Origin of the sequence: Novosphingopyxis iocasae (assembly GCF_014334095.1) — a bacterium.
Classification (GTDB): Bacteria; Pseudomonadota; Alphaproteobacteria; order Sphingomonadales; family Sphingomonadaceae; genus Novosphingopyxis; species Novosphingopyxis iocasae.
Window position 1 is genome coordinate 2,342,614 of record NZ_CP060495.1, and the last position, 23,251, is coordinate 2,365,864.

At 63.2% G+C, this 23,251-nt stretch carries 22 protein-coding genes and 1 tRNA gene; 10 read left to right on the forward strand and 13 right to left on the reverse strand.

The annotated features are described in order from the left end of the window. Window positions 1-4: 4 nt before the first annotated feature. Entirely contained in the window at window positions 5-805 is an 801-nt protein-coding gene (hisN, locus tag H7X45_RS11190) for a histidinol-phosphatase (protein ID WP_187334946.1), read from the forward strand. An 18-nt stretch (window positions 806-823) separates the two neighbouring features. Here hisN and H7X45_RS11195 read toward each other — a convergent pair whose 3' ends face one another. Further along, the gene (locus H7X45_RS11195) at window positions 824-1,573 is read right to left on the reverse strand and encodes an SDR family NAD(P)-dependent oxidoreductase (RefSeq protein ID WP_187334947.1); all 750 of its coding nucleotides are present in this window, start codon (window positions 1,571-1,573) and stop codon (window positions 824-826) included. Window positions 1,574-1,786: 213 nt separating this feature from the next. Between H7X45_RS11195 and rpmI the strand changes: the two genes are divergently transcribed. From rpmI to H7X45_RS11220, 5 genes are all read left to right on the forward strand, one after another. Beyond that, on the forward strand, window positions 1,787-1,990 hold the full coding sequence (gene rpmI, locus H7X45_RS11200) for a 50S ribosomal protein L35 (protein ID WP_187334948.1): 204 nt from the start codon (window positions 1,787-1,789) through the stop codon (window positions 1,988-1,990). 44 nt (window positions 1,991-2,034) lie between these two features. Further along, the gene (gene rplT / locus H7X45_RS11205; protein WP_187334949.1) at window positions 2,035-2,397 is read left to right on the forward strand and encodes a 50S ribosomal protein L20; all 363 of its coding nucleotides are present in this window, start codon (window positions 2,035-2,037) and stop codon (window positions 2,395-2,397) included. A gap of 89 nt (window positions 2,398-2,486) precedes the next feature. Further along, entirely contained in the window at window positions 2,487-3,581 is a 1,095-nt protein-coding gene (pheS, locus tag H7X45_RS11210) for a phenylalanine--tRNA ligase subunit alpha (RefSeq protein ID WP_187334950.1), read from the forward strand. After that, window positions 3,578-5,983: a phenylalanine--tRNA ligase subunit beta gene (gene pheT, locus H7X45_RS11215; protein WP_187334951.1), complete on the forward strand. Its 2,406-nt coding sequence runs from the start codon at window positions 3,578-3,580 to the stop codon at window positions 5,981-5,983. Before pheS ends, pheT begins: the two co-directional genes overlap by 4 nt. Before the next feature lie 146 nt (window positions 5,984-6,129). Further along, window positions 6,130-7,701 carry a peptide chain release factor 3 gene (locus H7X45_RS11220; RefSeq protein WP_187334952.1) on the forward strand — a complete coding sequence of 524 codons (1,572 nt, stop codon included), beginning with the start codon at window positions 6,130-6,132 and terminating at the stop codon, window positions 7,699-7,701. 31 nt (window positions 7,702-7,732) lie between these two features. On the opposite strand, the gene H7X45_RS11225 is transcribed toward H7X45_RS11220, so the two are convergent. Further along, window positions 7,733-8,998, reverse strand: a complete 1,266-nt coding sequence (locus H7X45_RS11225) for a spinster family MFS transporter (protein ID WP_187334953.1) — start codon at window positions 8,996-8,998, stop codon at window positions 7,733-7,735. A gap of 60 nt (window positions 8,999-9,058) precedes the next feature. Then, window positions 9,059-11,437 carry a TonB-dependent receptor gene (locus H7X45_RS11230; RefSeq protein WP_246449446.1) on the reverse strand — a complete coding sequence of 793 codons (2,379 nt, stop codon included), beginning with the start codon at window positions 11,435-11,437 and terminating at the stop codon, window positions 9,059-9,061. A gap of 194 nt (window positions 11,438-11,631) precedes the next feature. Between H7X45_RS11230 and H7X45_RS11235 the strand changes: the two genes are divergently transcribed. After that, window positions 11,632-12,264: a TetR/AcrR family transcriptional regulator gene (locus H7X45_RS11235; protein ID WP_187334954.1), complete on the forward strand. Its 633-nt coding sequence runs from the start codon at window positions 11,632-11,634 to the stop codon at window positions 12,262-12,264. On the opposite strand, the gene metW is transcribed toward H7X45_RS11235, so the two are convergent. Beyond that, window positions 12,261-12,851, reverse strand: coding sequence for a methionine biosynthesis protein MetW (metW, locus tag H7X45_RS11240; protein WP_187334955.1), 591 nt, complete (start codon window positions 12,849-12,851; stop codon window positions 12,261-12,263). The genes H7X45_RS11235 and metW overlap by 4 nt on opposite strands. Next, entirely contained in the window at window positions 12,848-13,960 is a 1,113-nt protein-coding gene (gene metX, locus H7X45_RS11245; protein WP_187334956.1) for a homoserine O-acetyltransferase MetX, read from the reverse strand. The genes metW and metX overlap by 4 nt, the downstream gene beginning before the upstream one ends. 78 nt (window positions 13,961-14,038) lie before the next feature. Here metX and hisC point away from each other — a divergent pair, with 78 nt between their 5' ends. Further along, the gene (gene hisC, locus H7X45_RS11250) at window positions 14,039-15,145 is read left to right on the forward strand and encodes a histidinol-phosphate transaminase (RefSeq protein WP_187334957.1); all 1,107 of its coding nucleotides are present in this window, start codon (window positions 14,039-14,041) and stop codon (window positions 15,143-15,145) included. Here the strand turns inward: hisC and H7X45_RS11255 are convergent. From H7X45_RS11255 to ftsE, 4 genes are read right to left on the reverse strand one after another with little or no spacing between them, the layout of a single operon-like run. Continuing rightward, window positions 15,142-15,834 (reverse strand): lysophospholipid acyltransferase family protein, encoded by a 693-nt coding sequence (locus H7X45_RS11255; protein ID WP_332310924.1) that lies wholly within the window; start codon window positions 15,832-15,834, stop codon window positions 15,142-15,144. The two genes, hisC and H7X45_RS11255, sit on opposite strands and share 4 nt — an antisense overlap. Before the next feature lie 2 nt (window positions 15,835-15,836). Continuing rightward, window positions 15,837-16,367, reverse strand: a complete 531-nt coding sequence (locus H7X45_RS11260; protein ID WP_187334958.1) for a YdcF family protein — start codon at window positions 16,365-16,367, stop codon at window positions 15,837-15,839. Further along, the gene (locus H7X45_RS11265; protein ID WP_187334959.1) at window positions 16,364-17,260 is read right to left on the reverse strand and encodes a cell division protein FtsX; all 897 of its coding nucleotides are present in this window, start codon (window positions 17,258-17,260) and stop codon (window positions 16,364-16,366) included. The genes H7X45_RS11260 and H7X45_RS11265 overlap by 4 nt, the downstream gene beginning before the upstream one ends. 9 nt (window positions 17,261-17,269) lie before the next feature. Further along, window positions 17,270-17,983 (reverse strand): cell division ATP-binding protein FtsE, encoded by a 714-nt coding sequence (gene ftsE, locus H7X45_RS11270; protein WP_187334960.1) that lies wholly within the window; start codon window positions 17,981-17,983, stop codon window positions 17,270-17,272. A 124-nt stretch (window positions 17,984-18,107) separates the two neighbouring features. Here ftsE and H7X45_RS11275 point away from each other — a divergent pair, with 124 nt between their 5' ends. Next, the gene (locus H7X45_RS11275) at window positions 18,108-18,833 is read left to right on the forward strand and encodes a zinc-ribbon domain-containing protein (protein ID WP_187334961.1); all 726 of its coding nucleotides are present in this window, start codon (window positions 18,108-18,110) and stop codon (window positions 18,831-18,833) included. A gap of 113 nt (window positions 18,834-18,946) precedes the next feature. After that, window positions 18,947-19,033 (forward strand) — tRNA-Leu (locus tag H7X45_RS11280). 72 nt (window positions 19,034-19,105) lie between these two features. Here the strand turns inward: H7X45_RS11280 and H7X45_RS11285 are convergent. From H7X45_RS11285 to mnmG, 4 genes are read right to left on the reverse strand one after another with little or no spacing between them, the layout of a single operon-like run. Continuing rightward, complete coding sequence (locus H7X45_RS11285; protein WP_187334962.1) at window positions 19,106-20,011, reverse strand: ParB/RepB/Spo0J family partition protein; 906 nt, start codon at window positions 20,009-20,011, stop codon at window positions 19,106-19,108. Then, entirely contained in the window at window positions 20,008-20,784 is a 777-nt protein-coding gene (locus H7X45_RS11290) for a ParA family protein (RefSeq protein ID WP_187334963.1), read from the reverse strand. Before H7X45_RS11290 ends, H7X45_RS11285 begins: the two co-directional genes overlap by 4 nt. Beyond that, a complete protein-coding gene (gene rsmG / locus H7X45_RS11295) occupies window positions 20,781-21,389 on the reverse strand; it encodes a 16S rRNA (guanine(527)-N(7))-methyltransferase RsmG (protein ID WP_187334964.1) in 609 nt (202 codons plus the stop codon). Before rsmG ends, H7X45_RS11290 begins: the two co-directional genes overlap by 4 nt. Further along, on the reverse strand, window positions 21,386-23,197 hold the full coding sequence (mnmG, locus tag H7X45_RS11300) for a tRNA uridine-5-carboxymethylaminomethyl(34) synthesis enzyme MnmG (protein ID WP_187334965.1): 1,812 nt from the start codon (window positions 23,195-23,197) through the stop codon (window positions 21,386-21,388). Before mnmG ends, rsmG begins: the two co-directional genes overlap by 4 nt. Window positions 23,198-23,251 lie beyond the last annotated feature (54 nt).

Sequence of the window (23,251 nt, forward strand, 5' to 3'; positions counted from 1 at the left end):
TCGCATGACGCCAGCCGATCTCGCGCTCGCCCAGCGACTCGCCGATGCGGCGGGCGAGGCCATTCGCCCCTTCTACCGCGCCGCCTTCGACAGCGAAGCGAAGGCCGATGCCTCCCCGGTCACGGAGGCGGATCGCGCCGCTGAAGCCGCCATGCGCCGTCTGCTCGATGCCGAAGCCCCGCGCGATGGCATCCACGGCGAAGAATATGGCGTGAAAGAAGGCAATAGCGGCCGGACCTGGGTGCTGGACCCCATTGACGGCACCGTCAGTTTCATGGCGGGCCGCCCGATCTTTGGAACGCTGATCGCCCTTCTGGAAGACGGCTGGCCGGTGCTCGGCCTGATCGATCAGCCGATCGGGCGCGAACGCTGGATCGGCGCGGCGGGCAAGGAGACGACCTTCAACGGTGCGCCCGTCCATGTCCGCACCTGCCCGGAACTGTCTCAGGCGGTGCTGGCCAGCACCAGCCCAAACCATTTCACCGATGAGACCGGCCATCGGTTTATGTCGTTAGCGGCCAAGACCGCGCATAGCCGCATGGTCTGGGGCGGGGACTGTTACAATTACGGCCTGCTCGCCAGCGGCCAGATCGATCTGGTGGTCGAGAGCGGCCTGAAACTGCACGACTTCGCCGCTTTGGTGCCGATCGTCGACGGTGCGGGCGGGCTGATGTGCGACTGGGCGGGCGATCCGCTCCACGCCGCCAGCGACGGCGAGGTCATCGCGCTGGGCGATCCGGCGCGGCTGGAAGACGTGCTGGAGGCGATGGAGAGCATCGTGCCCGGTCACGAGCACGATCACTAAACTACCCTGCTTTGCCGCTCACGCCATCGTGAGCCCGCCGTCCACGCGCAGTTCCGCGCCAGTCACATAACCCGCCTCTTCCGACAGCAGGAACGCGGCCACCTTTGCAACGTCCTCCGGCGCGCCGATGCGGCCGAGCGGGATCATGTTGGCGACCTTCTCCTTATATTCCTTCTGCTCGTCCTCCGGCATGCCGCCGCGCGAATGGAACTCCGTTTCGGTCAGTCCCGGCGTCACCGTGTTCACGCGGATACCGCGCGGCGCGAATTCGCTGGCGAGCGAGCGAACCGCCTGACGCACCGCGGCCTTGGACGCGCTGTAGACGAGCGTATCGGGCCGATTGCCGCCGACGGTGGCCGAGCCGACGAGCAGCATGGCGCCGCCATCCTTGATCCGGCTCGCCAGCGATTTGGCCTGCAATAGCGGCCCGCGCACATTGAGATCGAAATGCTTGTCGAAATGATCGGCATCGATCGCGTCCAGCTTTTCGAACGATCCATAGCCCGCGTTCAGGAACACCGCGTCCAGGCCGTCCGGCGCGAAATCTCCCGCCGCGCCCGCCAGCGCGGTCACCGCATCGGGATCGGACGCGTCGTTGGCGATCACCTTCGCCTCCGGCAGCGCCTTGCGCGTCTCCTCGATATGCTCCTCGCTATGCCCGGTAATCAGCAGCCGCGCTCCTTCATCCGAAAGGCGCTTCGCGGTAGCGAGGCCGATGCCCGACGTGCCGCCGGTGACGAGGATGTGCTGGTTTTCGAATCGGTTCATGGGAGAGCTCCTTGCTTTGTGACAGCTAACGCAAAGGGAAGGGGAAGGTTCGCCCATCAACGCCGGTCGCCATGGCTTGCAATTCGTACCCAGAGCCGCTAATTGCCGCCGCTTCGACTATGGGACGGGCTGGCCGGTAGGGCTGCCATGTTCGTCCGCAACGGTTGGAACCGGGCCGCGAGCCTCGTTCCACCTTCACACAAGGAGACCGAAATGCCCAAGCTGAAGACGAAGAGCGGCGTCAAGAAACGCTTCAAGCTCACTGCCACTGGTAAGGTCAAGCACGGCGTAGCCGGCAAGCGCCACCGCCTGATGAGCCACAACGCCAAGTATATCCGCCAGAACCGCGGTACGACCGTCCTCTCGGACGCCGACACCAAGACGGTCAAGAAATGGGCGCCCTACGGTCTCAACTGAGCCCGGCGACCGATTTCTCCCAAAGTTTCTGAAAGGATTTTAGCATGGCACGTGTGAAACGCGGCACTACCACCAAGGCGAAGCATAAGCGGATTTTGAATCAGGCGAAGGGCTATTACGGCCGTCGCAAGAACACCATCCGCGTTGCCAAGCAGGCCGTCGAAAAGGCCGGCCAGTATGCCTATCGCGACCGCAAGGTTAAGAAGCGCACCTTCCGCGCGCTCTGGATCCAGCGCATCAACGCTGCCGTTCGCTCCGAAGGCCTCACCTATTCGCAGTTCATGCACGGCCTGAAGCTGTCCGGCCTGGATCTGGACCGCAAGGTGCTGGCCGATCTCGCGATGAACGAGAGCGAAGCATTCGGCGTGATCGTCAGCCAGGCGAAGCAGGCGCTGCCCGCCGACTGATCGATCCCGGATCGACCTTTATAAAAGAAGCGCCAGCCCACCGGGTTCGGCGCTTTTTTTACGTCCCCATTTCCTCTAGCGAGACGCCCATGAGCGATATCGACGATCTCAAGCAACGCTTCCTCACCGATGTGGCTGCCGCCACCGATCTGGAGGCGCTCGACGCGGTGCGCGTGGCCGCGCTCGGCAAGAAGGGCGCCATCAGCGAGCGGATGAAGACTTTGGGCAAGATGAGCCCGGAGGAGCGGCAGGAGCAGGCGCCCATCATCCAGGGCGCTCGCGCGGCGGTGGACGACGCGGTGCGCGCTCGCAAGGAAGCGCTAGAGCGCGCCGCGCTCGACGCGCAGCTCGCCGGTGAGCGGATCGACATGAGCCTGCCCGCCCCGGTGCAGGCCGCGGGCAGCGTCCATCCGGTCAGCCAGGTGATGGACGAGCTGGCGGAAATTTTCGCGGACTTGGGTTTCGCCGTCGCCACCGGGCCGGAGATCGAGACCGACTGGTATAATTTCACCGCGCTCAACATTCCCGAAACACATCCCGCACGGGCCGAGCACGATACCTTCTACACCGCCGAAAACGGGCCGGACGGCGCGCCGATGGTACTGCGCACGCACACCAGCCCGGTACAGATCCGCACGATGATGGGGCAGAAACCGCCGATCCGCATCATCGCGCCCGGCCGCACCTATCGATCGGACAGCGATGCAACGCACACGCCGATGTTCCACCAGGTCGAAGGGCTAATGATCGACAAGGGGGTGCATATGGGGCACCTCAAATGGACACTGGAAACGTTCGTGAAAGCGTTCTTCGAGCGGGACGACGTCGTCCTGCGCCTGCGCCCCAGCTACTTCCCATTCACCGAACCCTCGGCCGAAGTCGATGTCGGCTTCTCCTGGGAAAAGGGCAAGCGCGTCATCGGCGGCGATCCGAACGGCCCCAATGGCGGCTGGCTGGAAATTCTCGGCTCCGGCATGGTGCACCCCAAGGTGATCACGGCCTGCGGGCTCGATCCGGAGGAATATTCCGGCTTCGCCTTCGGCTGCGGCATCGATCGGCTGGCGATGCTGAAATATGGCATGGACGATCTGCGTGCCTTCTTCGACGGCGATCTGCGCTGGCTGAAGCATTACGGGTTCGCCTCGCTCGACGTCCCCACATTGAGCATGGGAGTGGGCGCATGAAGTTCACACTGAGCTGGCTGAAGGCGCATCTCGATACCGATGCGAGCCTTGCCGAGATCACCGAGAAGCTGACCGCCATCGGCCATGAGCTGGAGGGCGTCGAAAACCCCGCCGAGGCGCTGCGCGACTTCCGCGTGGCCGAGGTGGTGGAGGCCAACCCCCATCCCAATGCCGACAAGTTGCAGGTGCTCACCGTCGATGCGGGCACGGGCGAGAACTGGCAGGTCGTCTGCGGCGCGCCCAATGCACGTGCGGGCATGAAGGGCGTGTTCGCACCCCCCGGCGCCTATGTGCCCGGCGCGGGCTTCGAGCTGAAGGCGGCCACCATCCGCGGCGTCGAAAGCTTCGGCATGATGTGTTCGGAAGCCGAGCTGGAAATCTCCGACGCGCATGACGGCATTATCGAGCTGCCCGCCGATGCGGCCACCGGCACCGCCTATCCCGATTACGCCGGGCTAGACGATCCGGTGATCGACGTGGCGATCACACCGAACCGGCAGGACTGCATGGGCGTGCGCGGCATCGCACGCGATCTCGCCGCGTCCGGTCTCGGCACGCTGAAGCCGCTGGGCGACGTCTATCCGCTGCCCGAAGGCGGCATCGCGGGCGCGGGCGAAGGCCCCGACGTGCGCACCGACGATGCCGAGGGCTGCCCCGCTTTCTATGCGCGCAGCGTCAGCGGCGTGACCAACGGTGCGGCGCCCGGCTGGATGACACAGCGGCTGACCGCGGTCGGACAGAAGCCGATTTCCGCGCTGGTCGATATCACCAATTACGTGATGCTGGACCTTGGCCGTCCGCTGCACGTCTATGATCGCGCCAAGCTGACCGGCCCGCTCGTCGCGCGCAAGGCGAAGGACGGCGAGCAGCTCCTAGCGCTCAATGGCAAGACCTACACGCTCGATGACAGCATGACGGTGATCGCGGACGACCAAGGCGTTCACGATATCGGCGGCATCATGGGCGGCGAGGATTCGGGCGCCGAGGCGAACACCACCGACGTGCTGATCGAATGCGCCTATTTCACGCCCGAACGGATCGCGCGCACCGGGCAGAAGCTGACGCTGACCAGCGACGCGCGCCAGCGTTTCGAACGCGGCGTGGACCCTGCTTTTCTGGACGAAGGGATCGACATCGCCACCTGGCTGGTGACCGAACATTGCGGCGGCAGTCCAAGCGCGGCCACCCGCGCCGGATCGCCGCCCGAGGGCAAGCGGAAGATTGCTTACGATCCGTCGCGGGCGGAAACGCTCGGCGGCGTCGCGGTCGAGGGCGAACGGCAGAAAGCCATCCTCGAAAGCCTCGGCTTCACCGTCGAGACTGGCGAAAGCTGGACAATCACGACCCCGTCCTGGCGTCGTGACGTCGAAGGCTCTGCAGATATTGTTGAGGAAGTCGTGCGGATCGTGGGGCTGGACGCGGTGCCTTCCACGCCGCTGCCGCGCGTGCCCGGTGTTGCCGCACCGACCGCATCGCCCGAACAGATCCTGGAGCGCCGCCTCAAGCGCCTCGCCGCCGCGCGTGGGCTGAACGAGGCGGTGAACTGGTCCTTCATCAGCGAAAAGGAAGCCGCGCCCTTCGGCGGCGGCGCCTGGACGGTGGCGAACCCGATCAGCGAAGATCTGAAGATCATGCGGCCGTCGCTTCTGCCTGGGCTACTGTCCGCGGCGAAGCGCAATCTGGACCGGTCCGCCACCAGCGTGCGCCTGTTCGAAGTTGGGCGGCGCTACTTCCGTAAGGAGGATGGTGCCACCGATGAGTGCCAGACGTTGGCGCTACTACTCGCCGGCGAACGCTCACCCCGCGACTGGCAGGACGGCAAGGCGCAAAGCTTCGGCCCGTTCGACGCCAAGGCCGAAGTCGAGGCGCTGCTCGCTGCGGCGGGTGTCGATGTCGAGCGGCTGATGCCGATGGGCGAAGCGGGCGATCATTATCATCCCGGCCAGTCCGGTACGCTGCGGCTGGGGCCTAAAAACGTGCTTGCCGCGTTCGGCACGCTTCACCCATCGGTCGCGCGCGCTTTCGGGCTGAAAGGCGTGGTCGTTGGTGCGGAAATCTTCCTCGATGCCATTCCGGTGAAGGCCAAGACCGGCCATCGGCGCGATGCTTATGCCCCGCCCGCACAACAGGCGGTGACCCGCGATTTCGCCTTCCTGATCGACGCGGACAAGCCGGCCGCCGATTTGGTCCGCGCGATCCGCGGTGCCGAGAAAAAGCACGTCGCCGCCGCGCGGCTGTTCGATCGCTTCGCCGGCCAGGGCGTGCCGGACGGCAAGGTGAGCCTTGCCATCGAGGTGACGCTGCAACCGGGTGAGCAGAGCTTTACCGAGGAAGAACTGAGCGCGATCTCGGACCGCATCGTCAAGGCTGCGGCCAAGCAGGGCGGTGAATTGCGCGGATAGCCGCGACTGCCCTTAGCCCTGAGCTTTTCAAACGGCGTCCTTCGCTCGAAGGCCGTCCTTCGACAGGCTCAGGACTTACGGTTATGGGGCATCAAACCTTAGCTCGTTTGCTGTGCGCGAACGATTGTTGAACAGTTGGAAAAAGCATGACCTCCTCCCGCCGCACCTTTGCGATCATCTCGCATCCCGATGCCGGTAAAACGACGCTGACCGAAAAGCTGCTGCTGCAGGGCGGCGCAATCCATCTGGCGGGCGAGGTGAAGGCCCGCGGGCAGGCGCGGCGGGCCCGATCCGACTGGATGAAGATCGAGCAGCAACGTGGCATCTCGGTCACCAGCTCGGTCATGACGTTCGAGCGGCCGGACGCGGACGGCAATATCATTACCTTCAACCTGCTCGATACGCCGGGCCATGAAGACTTTTCGGAAGATACGTACCGCACGCTGACAGCCGTCGATTCCGCCATCATGGTGATCGACGCGGCCAAGGGTATCGAACCGCAGACGCGCAAGCTGTTCGAGGTTTGCCGACTGCGCTCCGTGCCGATCATCACCTTCGTGAACAAGGTGGACCGCGAGGGCCGGGACGCGTTCGAGCTGCTCGACGAAGTGGCGGACATGCTGGCGCTGGACGTTTGTCCGATGAGCTGGCCGGCGGGCATGGGCGGGCTGTTCGAAGGCGTCTACGATCTGGAGCGCGATCGCTTGGCGATGCCCAGCGGCGGATCGAAGGAATATGAGGGGAAGGCCGCGGAGTTTTCCGGCCTGGACGATGCAAAGCTGGACGGCACCATCCAGCGCGCCGACGAACTGCGCGAGGGCGCCGAACTGGCCGCCGCCGGTTATGCGCCGTTCGACTTGGAGGCCTATCGCAACGGCGATCTGACGCCCGTCTATTTCGGTAGCGCGCTGAAGAATTTTGGCGTGACTGAGCTGATCGAGGCCATCTCCCGCTATGCTCCGTCGCCGCGCCCACAACCCACTGAAGAAGGCACCGTCGGTCCGGACGAAAAGGAAGTCAGCGGCTTCATCTTCAAGGTGCAGGCCAATATGGACCCACAGCACCGGGATCGGATCGCGTTCATGCGGCTGTGTTCGGGCACGTTCAAGCGCGGCATGAAGCTGACGCCCTCGGGGCTGGGCAAACCCATCGCGGTGCATTCGCCGATCATGTTTCTCGCGCAGGACCGCGAGATCGCGGATACGGCGGAGCCCGGCGATATCATCGGTATCCCCAACCACGGCACGCTCCGTGTGGGCGACACGCTATCCGAAAAGAACGACATCCGCTTCACCGGCCTGCCCAATTTCGCGCCCGAGATCCTGCGCCGCGTGCAGCTGAAGGATCCCACCAAGACCAAGCAGCTGCGCAAGGCGCTCGACGATCTGTCGGAAGAGGGCGTGATCCAGGTGTTCTATCCGGAGATCGGCGCGAACCACATCATTGGCGTAGTCGGCCAACTGCAGCTCGAGGTGCTTATCGCGCGGCTGGAGGCCGAATATAAGGTGGAGGCTGCGCTGGAGCCCGCCCCGTTCGACACCGCGCGCTGGCTGATCGGTCCGGAAGAGGCGATCGAAGCGTTCAAGCGCATCAACCAGTCGAGCCTGGCGAGCGACCGCGACGGCAATGCCGTGTTCCTGGCGAAATCGGCTTGGGATGTAGGCTATCAGGAAGAGAAGAACCCGGAGCTGAAATTCAGCGCGACCAAGGAGCGCTGATTTTCCGATCCCCGCTAGCGGGTCCCGGCCTTTACCTCACCCAATCCTTCTCCAGATGCTTCGCCGCGAGCGCCATCAGCAGCGCGGCGATCAGGTAGAAGCCCAGCGCGCCGACCATGGCGTAGCGCAAAGCCTCGGCGCCATATTGCGCGGTGATCGCGTCGGAGGCGGCGCCCAGCACCAGCGATCCCAGCCCCAGGCCGATCAGATTGTTGATAAACAGGAAGCTCGCCGAGGCGGTGGCGCGCATATTCGCGGGCACGAGATGCTGCACGGCGGAGATGACCGGGCCGAGCCAGACATAAGCCAGCGCCTGCGGCACCAAGAACAGCGCAAAGGCCAAGGGCACCGATCCCGTCAGCATGCCCGCGGCGAACAATGGCACGGCGATCACGAAGGCGATGGCCGGCACGCGCGCATAAGCGCCCTTGTCCCGCGCGCCCAGCCGGTCCCCCAGCCAGCCGCCGCCCAGCACCCCTGCGCTTCCGCCGATCAGCAGCACCGCGCCGATGAACTGCGAGGTTTCGATCAGATCGAGCCCGAAACTGCGCTGCATCAGGCTGGGCAACCAGAAGGCCAGGCCATAGCCGCACATCGAGCTGCAGCTCGCACCAAAGGCGAGAAGCCAGAAGCTGGGCTTTTTCGAGACGATACCGAACACCGTTCCGAAGGCGGGGCGCTGGGCATCGCCGGCATGATCGTCGAACCCGCCGCGCGGCGGCTCCTTCACGAACAGCTTAAACGGCACGGCGATGACGACGCCGGCAAGGCCAACCGCAATGAAGGCGGTGCGCCACTCGATCGCGCTGGCGATATAGCCGCCGAACAACACGCCCGCCGCCGAACCCAGCGGAATGCCGAGCGAGTAGATCGACAGCGCCCGCGCGCGCTGTTCCTGCGGGAAATAGTCCGCGATCACGGCGTAACTCGGCGCGACACCGCCGGCCTCCCCCACGCCAACGCCGAGGCGGAACAGGAACATCTGCCAGAAATTCGCAGCGATCCCGCATAAGGCGGTAAAGCCACTCCAGACGGCGAGCGAGATGGTGATGACCCAGCTACGGCTGGTCCGGTCGGCCAGCAGCGAGAGCGGAATGGCCAGCGTGGAATAGAGCAGCGCGAAGGCGATACCGCCGAGCGCGCCGAGCTGCGTATCGGAAAGATCGAGGTCTGCCTTGATCGGTACGGCCAGGATCGAGAGGATTTGCCGATCCAGAAAATTGAAGGTGTAGACCAGCAGCAGCATGGCGAGCACGCCCGCGCGCCGGCCGGGCGAAGGAAGAGCTTGGCTGGTCATCATATGTTTCCGGTAGAATGGGTTGCGGCGCGCTGCCCCCTGCAGCGCGCCGCGTGACGATCAGAATTTGATGCCGGCGGTCAGAAAGACCTGACGCGGATTGCCGTAATAGGCGGTCGCGATGCCTTCATTGCCCAGCGTGGAGCTGTAGCCGGGCTGACCGTTAGCGAGGATGAACTGGCCCGTGTCCGGATTCTGCCGCAAGAAATTGTAGCCCGACACGATGTAGCGCTTGTCGAACAGGTTGCGGCCGTGAAGGCCGAGGGTGAACTGGTCCCCCGGTGCGTGCCAGACGATGTTCGCATCGAACAGCGTGAAGCCCGGCTGATCGAGCAACGGATTGCGCAGCTCGAACTGCTGCGTCTTGCTGCGATAGGACGCGGTAGCGCTGGCATCGACATAGCCCGCGCCGATCGGCAGCGAGAGGCTGGCAGTGCCGCTCGCGGTCCATTCCGGCGTGTTCTGGAAGGCGCGATTATCCGCCACGTCGATGCCGCGCGCATCGATGAACTGCAGATATTTCGCATCGAGATAGCCCGCCGTAGCGGCCAGGCTGAACCGGCTGGTGGGGCCTGCGAAATTGCGTGCGATCACGGCGTTGCCTTCGAACTCCACGCCCTGGATGCGCGCACGGCCCGCATTGGTAGTGATGCCGATGAAGGTCTGCTGTCCGTTTACGGTCGCGCCGACGGAGCCCGGGATCTGCACATCATTATAGTCGGAGCGGAATGCGGCAACGGCCACGTTCAGGCGCTGATCGAACAGCGATCCCTTGTAGCCGATTTCATAGGCATCGACGGTTTCCGGCTCGAAGGTGAAGAAGTTGTAGATTTCCTCATAGCTGCGCACGCCGTCGCCGTTCGTATCGGGCGCCGCGGTGCCCACGCCGCGCGGATCGAAGCCGCCGCCTTTGAAGCCGTTCGAGTAGCTGGCGTAGAACAGATTGTCGCGGTTCGGCTGGAAGCTGATCGAGGCGCGCGGGGTGAAGCGCTTGAAATCCCGCACGCCTTCGAAATCGGTCTGCTGTAGGAACCGCGTCCCGGTTCCCCCGAAGAAGGGGGATCCCCCGCCTAGATAGACGGCGCGGTTGATCGTCGAATCACGCTCATCCCAGGTGTAGCGACCACCTACAGAGATGCTGAGCTGATCGGTAATGTCATAGGTCGCGTCGGCAAAGACGGCGTAGGTTTCCGTGTTCACATCGCCAAAGGTGAGCGCGGTGACGCCGCCCGGCAGGCGAACGTCGAACACCGTGCGCGCGCTGGCATCGAGATAATAGAAGCCGAGCAGGGCATTGAGGCGGCCGAAGTCGAACAGCGCCTGCGCTTCCTCACTGAACTGCTTGTTGTTGTAGAAAGCGGGCACATCGACATCGACCGCAGGCAGCGCGTCGAAATCGATCGGGGTGCCGCTGTCGTCCTTTCGCCAGCCGGTGATGGAGCGCAGCGTCAGCCAATCCGTCGCCTCGAGCTCGGCAAATAGCGAGCCGCCATAGGCCTCCACATCCTGCTTCGGATCGTTCAGGGCGCCGCGCGTGTCATAGACATTATCGATCGGCTGGATTCCGCTGACCAGGCCTGGGATCAGACGGTGCCCACCGCGCGCATTGCTGTTGTCGTCCGTGTAGTCGCCAGAGAGGCGCACGAACAGCGGGCCGCGATCATATTCTATGGTGCCACGAACGGCGCGGATCTGCTTGTTGTAATTCTCCTGCCCCGTGGTGAGGTTGGTGCCGAAGCCGGAGCGCGAGAGCACCGCGCCCCCGCCGCCAATGGCAAACCCGCTATCGCCCAGCGGCATCGCGAAGCTCCCCACCAGATCCGCCTGATTATAGGTGCCATAGGTGGCCCGCAGGTTGAGCCGGGGCGTATCGCCCAGACGGCGCGTCACATATTTGATCGCACCGCCGATGGTGTTGCGGCCGTAGAGCGTCCCTTGAGGACCTCGCAGAATCTCGATCCGCTCGACATCGTAGATTTCCAGCACCGCCGCCTGCGGGCGGTTGAGATAGACATCGTCCAGATAGATGCCGACGCCCGCTTCAAACCCGGCGACCGGATCCTGCTGGCCGACGCCGCGGATGAAGGCGGTGAGCGTGGAATTGGTGCCGCGCGAGGCCTCCAGCGTCACGCTGGGCGTGGTCTGCGCAATATCGATAATATCGATCGCGCCCGATTGCTGCAGCTGCTCGCCGGAATAGGCCGTGATGGCGATCGGCACGTCCTGCAACCGCTCCTCGCGGCGGCGGGCGGTCACGACGATCTCATTATTGTTTCCGGCCTGCTCGGCTTCGGGAGATGACGAGGCGCTTTCAGCGTCCAGAACGTTCTGGTCTGGCGCCGAATCGGCGGTCTGCGCCGTCACCGGAGTGGCGACAAAGCCCGCAAGAGCCACACCGGAAAACAACGCTGCGCGCATGGAAGCTGTCGAAAGTGCCATCGGAAATCCCCTCACAGATGTCGATCGGACGGACGGAGCCGTCTCTCTACCGTTCGCAATAATGAAAGTTGAACCACCTTTCAACTAGAGATATGCATGCGATATACGCGCCGCGACAGAACGGCCAACAGGCGCGTACTGGCATACGGTCATGCTGCGACCAATTCTGCCATGCGCGAGGTGAGGGGATAAGAATGACGGAGCCAACCGATACGACGCGGCAAAGTGATGCGGATGACGCCAAGCAACCACGCACGGAACGCGGACGGCGCACGCAGCGCAAGCTTCTCGATGCGGCGGCGGAGGAATTTGCCGAAAAGGGATTTCACGAGGCATCGATCGCCTCGATCACGCGCGCCGCCGGTACGGCGCTCGGCAGCTTCTACACTTATTTCGAATCGAAGGATGCAATCTTCCGCGCGCTGGTGCGCGACATGTCGCGTCAGGTCGGCCGCCACGCGGTCGCTGCGATCGGAGAGGAGACGGGCGCGCTCGCCATCGAGCGGCTGGCGCTACAGAGCTTTCTTGCCTTTGCGCGCGAACATAAGGAAATCTATCGCATCATCGACGAAGCCGAGTTCGTCGATCCGGAAAGCTATCGCCGCCATTACGAAACTATCGCGAGCCGCATCGAGGGCCGTCTGCGCGCCGGTGCCGAGTCGGGCGAACTGCGCCATGATGTCGGCGAACTACAGGCTTGGGCGATCATGGGGATGAACGTGTTTCTGGGCCTTCGCTATGTGGTCTGGGGGGATGAAGGCGATGCCGCGTCGCTGGCTGCGGAGGCCAATCGCATGATTGCGCGCGGCATTGCCGCCAAAGATTAGCGCGACAGTAGGAATACCGCCTGCTCGGCCAGCAGATTGGCCAGCCAATCCGCGCGTTGCTCGCCACCTGTCAGATACCATGATCGTTCGATGCGCATCTTGCGCTCACCCGCCAGGGATCGGAAATCCGCGATGGTCAGATGGTGGATGTTGGGCGTTTCATGCCAGCTTTCCGGTAAGGCACGATTGACCGGCATGCGGCCGCGGAGCGCCAGATTGGCCCGCACACGCCAATGGGCAAAATTGGGGAACGACACAAACGCCTTGCCGCCGATCCGCAGCAGCTGCTCCAGCACGTCGGCAGGCCGGTCCATCGTCTGAAGCGCCTGACTGAGCACCGCATAGCCAAAACTTCCCGATGGGTAATTCGCCAGATCGTGCCCGGCATCCCCCTGCACCACCGGTAGCCCGCGCCCGACGGCAGCCGATACCATGGCGGCATCGATCTCTAGCCCGCGCGCATCCACCTGCTTCTCGGCGCGCAACGTCGCCATCAGATCACCGCTGCCGCAGCCGATATCGAGCACCCTTGCGCCCGGCTCGATATGCCGGGCGATAATCGCCAGGTCGGGCCGAAGCGCGCTCATGCGCCAGCGCCCAGAAAGCCGCTTACCACCCGGTCAAGCTCCGGATTGTCGAGCAGGAAGGCGTCATGGCCGAAGGGGCTGCTCAGCTCGACAAAGCTCACATCCGCGCCCGCGCCGTTCAGCGCATGAACGATGCGCCGTGATTCGGCAGTGGGATAAAGCCAGTCGCTATCGAAGCTGACCAGGCAGAACCGCGTGGCCGTGTCCGCAAAGGCGCGTGCAAGACGCCCCTCGTGCGGATCGGCGAGGTCGAAATAATCCATCGCGCGCGTGATGTAGAGATAGCTGTTGGCATCGAAGCGGCCGGTGAAACTGAGGCCCTGATAGCGCAGATAGCTTTCCACCTGGAAATCCGCGTCGAAGCCGAAGCTTTTGTCGGCGCGGTCTTGCAGCCGTCGTCCGAACTTTTCGGTAAGGCCCGCTTCCGAAAGATAGGTGATGTGCGCGGCCATGCGCGCCACCGAAAGACCCGCGGTCGGGGGATCGTTCTCTGCATAATAAGCGCCGCCACGCCATTTGGGGTCAGCCATAATCGCCTGCCGGCCGACTTCGTGAAACGCGATGTTCTGCGCGGAATGCCGCGCCGCGCTGGCAATCACCACGGCACGCGCCACCCGCTGGGGGAACAGCGCGGCCCAGGCTAGCGTCTGCATTCCGCCCATCGACCCGCCGACGACGGCATGGAGCCGGTCGATGCCCAGATGGGTGACGAGCAGCTCCTGCGCGCGCACCATGTCGCCGATAGTAATGACCGGAAATTCCATGCCATAGGGCTGGCCAGTCGCCGGATCCTCGCTCGACGGGCCGGAACTTCCCATGCAGCTGCCCAGCACATTGGCGCAGATCACGCAAAAACGGTCCGTATCGATGGGCTTGCCCGGCCCCACCATACGCGCCCACCATCCCGGCTTTCCGGTCAGCGGATGGTCGGAGGCGCAATATTGGTCGCCGGTCAGCGCATGGCAGACCAGGACGGCGTTGCTCGCATCCGCGTTCAGCGCGCCATAAGTCTCATAGGCGATTTCGACCGGCGCGAAGGTCCTGCCGCTGTCGAGCGCGACAGGGCCGAGCAGGCGCACTTTGCGATCGGGTCCGAACCGTTCATCCATGTCGCCGCCTTAGCAAGCGCGCGCCGTCACACAAGCGGGCGCTTGGCGGCGCCGCGCGGCAGCACTACACGGGGGCCCATGTCCCAACGCACGCACGCTCCCACGCCCAAACCCTGGATCGACGCGATCCACGCTTATGTTCCCGGCAAGAGCAAGGCCGAGGGCGGCAAGCCGCTCATCAAACTATCGGCCAACGAAAACCCGCTGGGCACGTCCCAAGCTGCAATCGATGCGCTCGAGCATCTTGGCGCGGCGCGCAATCTTTACCCCGATCCGGATTCGCGCGCGTTGCGGGAAGCGATTGCTGCGGTGGAAACCCTCGATGTCGATCGCATCGTCTGCGGCACTGGTTCGGGCGAGCTGCTGGGCCTCGCCGCGCAGGCCTATGCCGGGCCGGGGGATGAGGTGCTCTATGTGCGCTACGGCTTCTCGCTCTACGAAATCGTGGCTAGGCGCTGCGGAGCGGAGCCGGTCGAAGCGCCCGACCGTGATTACGCAACCGATATCGATGCGCTCCTGGCTGCGGTGACGGAGCGCACGCGGGTTGTCTTCCTCGCCAATCCCAACAATCCCACCGGCACGCTTTCGACGAAGGCGGAGGTCTCCCGGCTGCATGAAGCGTTGCCGCCATCGGTGCTGCTCGTGCTCGACCACGCCTATGCCGAATATCTGGGCGGGGACGAGGAAGATGGCGGCCTCGAACTGTCGCGCCGCGCAACTAATGTGCTGGTGACGCGCACCTTCTCGAAGATCTTCGGCCTAGCCGGGGAGCGCGTCGGCTGGGCGACAGGGCATCCGGACATCATATCCGCGCTCAACCGCATCCGGGGCCCGTTCAACACCACCAGCGCTGCGCAGGCAATGGCCGCCGCAGCCATGCGCGACGCGCAATTTGTCGAAGAAGCGCGCGCGCACAACCGCAAATGGCGGGCTTGGCTTTCCGAAGAACTGGCCGCGCTTTCCAATCACGGCCTGCGTGTCGTACCGAGTCACGCCAATTTCGTGCTCGTATTGTTCGAGGGCGAACGCGATGCCGCGGGTGCGCAGCAGGCGCTTGCCGATTCTGGCTATGCCGTGCGGCACCTGCCCGGGCAGGGCCTGCCCCACGCGCTGCGGATCACGATCGGTACCGAGGAGGATAACCGCGCCGTCGTGCGCGCGATGCGAGCCTATCTCAGCGCTTAGGCACCCGGTAAGTTCAGCGCGTTGATTGCCGCGTGCACCCGCGCCTCGGCCTCTTCGCGTGGCAGCCCCGGGGGAATGGTCTCTCCCACCTTATAGACGATCGCCCCCTTGCGGGTCGGCAGGCCGTTCCGGTCGACCCGAACCGAGCTGTCCGCCGCAATCGGCACGACTGGTAGCGAGAGCAGTTTGTAGAGCCCGGCAAAACCCGATCGCAGTGGCGGGGCTTCGCCCGGCGGCACCCGCGTTCCTTCCGGAAAAATCACGATCGGCCGCCCGGCGTCCACCATTTGCCGTGCCCGCTTCAGCATAATGCGCAGCTCTTTCGCCCCGCCCGCTCGGTCTATACCGATCACGCCATAACGATGCGCCACCAAACCCCATAGCGGTATACGCAGCAGCTCTGCCTTAGCGATCACCGCTGGCCGATCGAACAGCCGCGGCATATCGATCGTCTCGAAATAGCTCTCATGTTTGATCGCATAGAGAAACGGCCCGCGCGGGAGATCGCCTTCGATCCGCACCTGCACGCCGCCGATCACCGCCATGCAGCGATACTGGAATTGGCTCCAATTCTCGGTGATCCGGCCCAGCAGTTCGCGGTTCACGAATGCCATCAGCGTACCGAACAGCACATAAACGATGCTGCCGCCGTAAAACACTAAGGCATAAAGAATGCGCCGGATCGTCATGATCAGATCCCCAGCCAGGAAGCGGCCACGCGTAGCCAGTATTTGTTATACTCGCGGAACAGCTGGCCGAAGCTGGGGTGGGTCGGCACCGCATCGGGGATCAGCGTGATGTCCGTCGGCAGCGTTTTGGCAAGCTCCAGCTCGGCCCGGCGCATGTGCCAGTCGCTCGTCACCAGCCGGATCGAATGCACGTCGCGGCGCTCCGCCCAGCGCGCCGTCTCGGTAGCGTTGGAACGTGTATCGACCGAACGGAAACCCAGATCGATGCAGCACTTTTCCAGCTTCTTGGGCCAATCATATTCGGCTTCCAGATCGGCAATGCGCACATCGGGATCGACGCCGCTGATGAGCATATATTTCGCCTCGCCGTTGCGCAGGACATCGAGCGCGCGGTCGATCCGGTTGGCACCGCCCGTCAGGATCACGACGGCGTCGGTCTGCTGGTCGCCCGCCGGCTCAGGCAGCAAGAGCGCGAACCAGGCGAAGCCCAGGATCCAAGCAAGCAGCGGCACCGATAGAATACGCAGGATCACAGCATCTTCCTCAGCGCGCCCAAAATGGTCAGGCGCGCCATCAACACGGCCAATAGCACGGTGACGACGGGGATCACGAGGAGAACGGCAAAAAGTAGCGGAGAAGCTCCGGCTACCGGAACTAGCGGAGTGTCGAGTTCCAGAAACTGGCGGGAAAGGGCGTACAGCAAGGCGGCGCTGGCAACGAAGCCCAGAATGGCACCGAAAGCAGCATCCAGCGCCATGCGGCGTTGGAAGAGCCTTGAAATCTGGTGATCGGTTCCGCCGAGCAGATGCACGATCGCGATGGTCTCACGATGATTGCCGAGGGAACTGCGCGCCGCTAGCACGACCGTCGCCGCGGTGGCGATGCCCAGCAGAACGATCAGTGCCGCGGCCAGCCATTGCAGCGATTGCAGTGCGCCGCGGACCGGGGCGAGCCAGGCACCGTCCGCATCCACCCTTGCACTAGGCGCAGCCCGTTCGAGTGCGACTCTTAGCCGCTGCAGCGCCCCAGCATCAGCAGGGCCGGTGAGGGTCACATCGATTAGGGCCGGAATCGGCAAATCGGACGCAATCGATGCCCCGCCGAACCATGGTGCCAGAAGCTGCTCAACCTTGGCCGGCGGAACGGAGGCTGCATCGGTGACCTGGGGAAGCGCGCGCAACGCGGAAAGCGCACGGGCCTGCTCCGCGTCGCGCTCTCGCGGCTCCGCGGCGAGAACCTGCACCGTGGCCTGACGCGCTATCTCCTGGCCCATATCCGCGCTCGCCGATGCGAGAAGCAGGCCGGCAGCGGCGGCAAGAACGGTCAGGAATACCATGATTGCGATCACCCACGGCATCGGGCCGCTGAGACGCCCTTCGGGCATCAGATTGCGATCCTGCGCGGGCAAGGCGGAGCGGATGGCCATGGTACCCGGTCAGGCGCCCAGGACGAGCGGCTGGGGGGGATGGCGCAGACTGCCCGTCGGATCGGAAAGCCGCCCACGATCAAGCTTCATCATCTGCGCGCCGCTCACCTTTCCGATCAGGTGAAGATCGTGCGTTGCCACCACCACCGTCGTGCCGAGCTTGTTGAGCGCGCTGAACAATTTCAGCAGGCGCACGGCAAGGTCGGGATCGACATTGCCCGTCGGCTCGTCCGCGACCAGAATTTCCGGACGACCGATCACCGCGCGCGCGATGGCAACCCGTTGCTGTTCGCCGCCCGAGAGCGTGGCAGGCCGCGCGCTTGATCGATCGGTCAGGCCGATCCAGTCCAACATTTCCTTGACCGGCCCCGCCAGCTCCCGTTCCGGCACGCCCGCGACGCGCAGCGGCAACGCGATATTGTCGAATGCGGAAAGGTGCGGCACCAGCCGAAAATCCTGGAATACCACGCCGATGCGGCGGCGAAATCCTGGCAGTCGGGCACGCGGCATCGTCACCGCGTCCTCGCCGAACAATCTGATGATCCCCCGGCTCGGCCGCTGCGACAAGTATAGCAACTTCAAAAGTGACGTCTTGCCGGCACCCGATGCTCCGGTGAGAAAATAGAAGCTACCGGGGAAAAGCGTGAAGCTGATATCGGACAGCGTCTCGGCACCGGTGCCGTAGCGCAGGCCGACATTCTGAAATTCCACCACATGCTCCATCGCAGCTTCCGCGATGGCAAATGCTTGCGCGAACGTAAAGCAGGACGTTAGGACGGCGTCATGGAGGAAGGTGCAGTGCTTCGCCGCTTGCGCTTGATTCGCCGCTGATGTTTATGGGCTTTCGATGCTCCTGACCTGTCCCAATTGCCGCACGCGTTACGTTGTGCCTGATGCCGCTGTCGGTCCGACGGGGCGGCAGGTTCGCTGCGCCTCCTGCAAGCATAGCTGGTTCCAGCAGGCACCGGAGCCGGAGCCAACCGAAAAGAATATGGCTTCCGAAGGCAACCCTGCCCCGGTCGAAGCACCCAGCGCGCCGTCTTCGCGCGCTCCAATCGAGGAGCCATCACCGCCGCCGATCACGCCGCCGCGCTATGAGCGGCAGGACGCGCCCCGTCGCAGCAGCTTCGCGCACGAGCCCCCGTTTCGCCCGCGGCGTAATCCGGCGACGATGTGGACCATTGCCGCAGCCCTCTTTGCCCTGATGCTCGTGATCGGGGCTCTTGGGATATGGCAATCGGGGATCTTGGAAGGCGGGGTGTCTTTCGCCGCAGAGCAGCCTGCGCTGGAGATCGTGCTGGACCAGCAGCAGGATCGGCAGACGCTGACCGACGGGACCGAGTATTTCGCAGCCAGCGGCACCATCGTGAACAGCAGCGCGATCGAACAGAGGGTCCCGCCCCTGCTGGTGGTGCTGAAGGATTCGCAGGGGCGCGCGGTCTATAGCTGGACGATGAAGCCGCCGGTCCGGTCCTTGGCACCGGGCGGGAAGGCAGAGTTCAACGAGGCAAAACTCGATGTACCGCGCGCGGCGACCGAACTGGAAATCGGCTGGGCCAGCGAAGCGAGCTGAGCGCAGCGACGGATCGTCGGCGCCAATCAGATTATTGCGCTACAAATGCGAGTTATTGCGTTGCGCCGGCCATACCCCTTTGCTAATGGCACCGGCCTACCTGCAAACGGCGTGCGGTCGTGGCGGAATTGGTAGACGCGCAACGTTGAGGTCGTTGTGGCCGAAAGGCCGTGGAAGTTCGAGTCTTCTCGACCGCACCATTTTTAAAAATCCAAGCAGAAAACTGGTCGTTTCCGGAAACGGCCTGGACCGGTTTTACCTATTCCACAGTGTCAGAGATCGCCGCCGCTCAGACGCTGGCAGAGCATGTCTAGCTGATCGAGGCTGGCATAGGGAATTGTCATCCGGCCGGTCTCGCCCTCGCTGTGAATAGCAATATCCAGACCGAGCAGGTCGCTTAATTGCGTTTCCAAGGCCAAGATATCCGGATCGTTCGAGCGTTTGGCCTGACCTGATTTACGGCGGGGTTGAGTCGATCCGCCGTCGCGGCTGTTGCGGACCAAGCGCTCGACATCACGAACAGTCAGGCCTTCCTTCTCCGTCCGCAATGCCAGCTCCTCGGCCGCATCGTGCCCGATCAGGGCGCGCGCGTGGCCCATCTGCAGCCGCTCCTCCAGAATCATCTCCCGTACGGACTGCGGCAGATCGAGGAGACGCATCAGGTTAGCGACATGGCTGCGTGATTTATCGACGAGCGCAGCGACGGCTTTCTGGCTGTGACCGAACTCTTCCGTCAGCCGTTGATAGGCTTCCGCCTCTTCCACCGGGTTCAAATCCTCGCGCTGAACATTTTCGATCAGCGCAATCTCTAGCGCTTCGCTGTCCTCGAAATCGCGGACGATGACCGGGACCTCGTGAAGAGCGGCACGCTGCGCCGCGCGCCAACGCCGCTCGCCAGCGATAATCTGGTAGCCGCTTCCGCGCGGAGCCGGCCGCACGACAATCGGTTGAATGATCCCGCGCTGTCTTATGCTCGCTGCGAGCTCGTCCAGCGCGGCCTGCGCGAAGTGGCGGCGGGGCTGATCCGGATGTGGCGTGAGAGAGGCCGTCGGCAAGGTACGAATCGCGCCCGGGCTCGCGTCCTCGCTCTCCTCACTTGGGCGCCCGCGCACCGCATCGCCCAGAAGACTGTCAAGCCCGCGGCCCAAACCACGTTTCCGGTCACGCGTGGCACTCATGCGGCAATTTCCTCTTTCGGCAGGCGGTCGATCAACTCGCGGGCCAGGTCGATATAGGCGGCTGATCCAGCGCAGCGATGGTCGTAAATCAGTGCAGGCACACCATGGCTAGGTGCCTCGGAGAGTCGGACATTTCGGGGAATCACGGTGTCGAAAACGATGGGCCCGAGCACCGAACGAACGTCATCCGACACCTGCTCGGTCAGACGATTGCGACGGTCATACATGGTAAGCGCGACACCGATGACCGAGAGCGCATCGTTGAAACGCGTGCGAACTCGCTCCACGGTCTGGAGCAGCTGGCTTAGTCCTTCCAGCGCAAAAAATTCGCACTGCAAGGGCACCAGCACGGAGTCGGCTGCGACGAGCGCATTGACTGTCAGCAGGCCTAGCGATGGTGGGCAATCGATCAGGCAAACATCATACTGAGCCGAACCGGCCAGAGCATTTCTCAGCGCATGCGAGCGGTCGTCACGGCCGACGAGTTCTACCTCAGCTCCTGACAGGTCGACAGTTGCCGGAATGAGGGAGAGACCGGGCACATCGCTGTCGACGATACAGTCATGCAGAGTCCCCTCACCTAGTAGCAGATCATAGCTGGTCCAGTCTCGCTGAGAACTCTGCAAGCCCAATCCAGTGGACGCATTTCCCTGTGGATCCAGATCGACCAGCAGCACGCGCGAGCCTGTTGCGGCAAGCGCGGTGGCAAGGTTGATCGCGGTAGTGGTTTTGCCCACGCCGCCTTTCTGATTCGCGATCGCGATCGTAATCATGGGGTGCCTTTCCCTACCAAAATGACAGCCCTTTCATCGGTCACGCTGGGTTCCACGTGGAACATCGAACGATGGCGTTTCGGAAGCTCTGATAGTTCGATAGCACCTTTGGCGCCACGGGGCAGTACCCAACGCGTGCTACGCGCGGCGAATGGCGTGGCCATTGCGATTAAAGATGGAAGCGGCGCAAACGCGCGGGCTGTAATAGCATCGACCGTGAAAGCGGATAGCGAGCGAACATTAGAGCAATGAACGCGCACGTTTTCCAAGTTCAAGGCCGCACTGGTTTGGAGAAGAAAGTCACACCGTTTGCGTCGCGACTCCACCAAGTGAAGCGTCCATCCCGGCCGCGCGATGGCGAGAACCAAGCCGGGCAACCCCGGTCCTGAGCCAAGGTCCACAATGTCAGCACTTTCATCTCGGGGCAGATGGGAGATTAGTTGAAGACTGTCTTCAATATGGCGGTTCCAGACGTCATCGACCGATGAACGCGAAATGAGATTCTGCCGCTCATTTTCCTGCAATAGCAGCTCGACATAATCCCCAAGTTTCGCATGTGTTTCACGTGGAACCTCAATCGCAGCATCACTCGTCTCCTGCGTCACGACGCAAGCTCGGCACGGCGACTGGCGACCAAGATGGCGGACAGCGCAGCCGGCGTTACGCCCCGTATACGCGATGCCGCTGCCAACGTTGCTGGCCGCGATGCCTCTAAACGCTCGACCATCTCATTGGAGAGACCAGCTATCTCGCTGAAGGTGAGCGTACCGGGAATGGCCATATCTTGGCTGGCGCGCAAATCCCGAAGCTCCGCCTCTTGTCGTGCAAGATATGGTTCATACCGGATATCTTCAGTAATTGAGTCGAGCAGCGATTCATCCTCATTTGGCAGGAAGTCCCTCGCGTGCATTCCCGGCCGTCTCAATAGCTCTCGGACGGAAACCCGATTTCCAAGCTCCGAGTTGGGGTTCGGAAGCAAATCCAGCGCGACATTCAATTGTGCTTTTCGTGCACAGGCCTGTTCCACCCAGAGCCTGCGGTTGGCACTGATACAGCCGACAGAAAGACCAAGTTCGGTCAGCCGTTCCCATGCATTATCAGCACGCAGCCGAAGACGATACTCTGCGCGCGCTGTCAGCATCCGATAAGGTTCCGTCACACCCTGCAGGATGAGATCATCGACCATCACCCCGATATAGCTATCTGATCGCGTGAACTCTGGAGCGTCCTTCCCTCCCGCGCGGCTTGCAGCCGCAATACCAGCTACCAGACCCTGCGCCGCTGCCTCCTCATATCCAGTGGTCCCGTTGATCTGACCCGCGCAATATAAACCGGGGATCGTCCGAACCTGCAGGCCATGGTTTAGCGCGCGCGGATCGATGTGATCGTACTCAACCGCGTAGCCGGGCACGGCGATCTCGGCCTGTTCCAATCCCTCTATGCTTCGGATCATCCGCGACTGGATATCGACCGGCAGCGACGTGCTGATGCCGTTCGGATAAATCATGTGATCATTCAGCCCTTCCGGCTCCAGGAAGATCTGATGGCCGTCGCGGTCTCCGAAGCGATGAATTTTGTCTTCGATCGATGGACAGTATCGCGGACCGGCGCCGGCGATATCGCCACCAAATAGGGGAGAGCGATCAAGCCCAGTCCGGATGATATCGTGCGTGAGCGGGTTTGTTCTTGTTATCGCGCAAAACGACTGAGGCAGGCGTTGCTTCGGGCTCAATGGCGACATCATCCATAGCTCGTCGTCGCTCTCCTGACGCTCCAACGCTGCCCAGTTAATGGTTCGCCCATCGAGCCGTGGAGGCGTGCCTGTCTTTAGACGGGCAAGCGGAAGCGCGGCGTCGCGCATTTGCTCGGCGAGGCGGTGCGCTGCCCCCTCCCCAATCCGGCCGCCCTCAAATCGCTCTTCGCCACGAAACAACCTTCCGCCAAGAAAGGTGCCGGTGGCCAGCACAACCGCGCCGCTATGAAGCTCGGTACCGTCTGCTAGTGCGAGACCTCGAACCGATCCGGCATCAAGCCGCAGGGCAGCCGCCTCGCTCCCTATAATAGACAGACGCGGTAAACTCGCCAATGCAGAGCGGATTGCCTTTCCAAACAATCGACGGTCGGCCTGCACCCGCGGACCGCGCACAGCTGCTCCTTTGCTCCGGTTCAACATCCGATAATGGATCGCAGCGGTGTCGGCAGCTCTTGCGATCAGCCCGTCCAGCGCGTCGACCTCCCGCACCAGATGACCTTTTCCTAAACCGCCGATGGCCGGGTTGCAGGACATTGCCCCTATTTTCGTAGCGTCCAGCGTTACCAAGCCGACGGTACAGCCCATCCGCGCAGCAACCGCAGCGGCTTCACAACCGGCATGGCCGCCGCCAACCACAATCACGTCGAATTTCTTGGTCATGGAACCTGCTTAAACAAACCTGCTGGCTCGGTCAAAAAGCGGTTGTTCCACGTG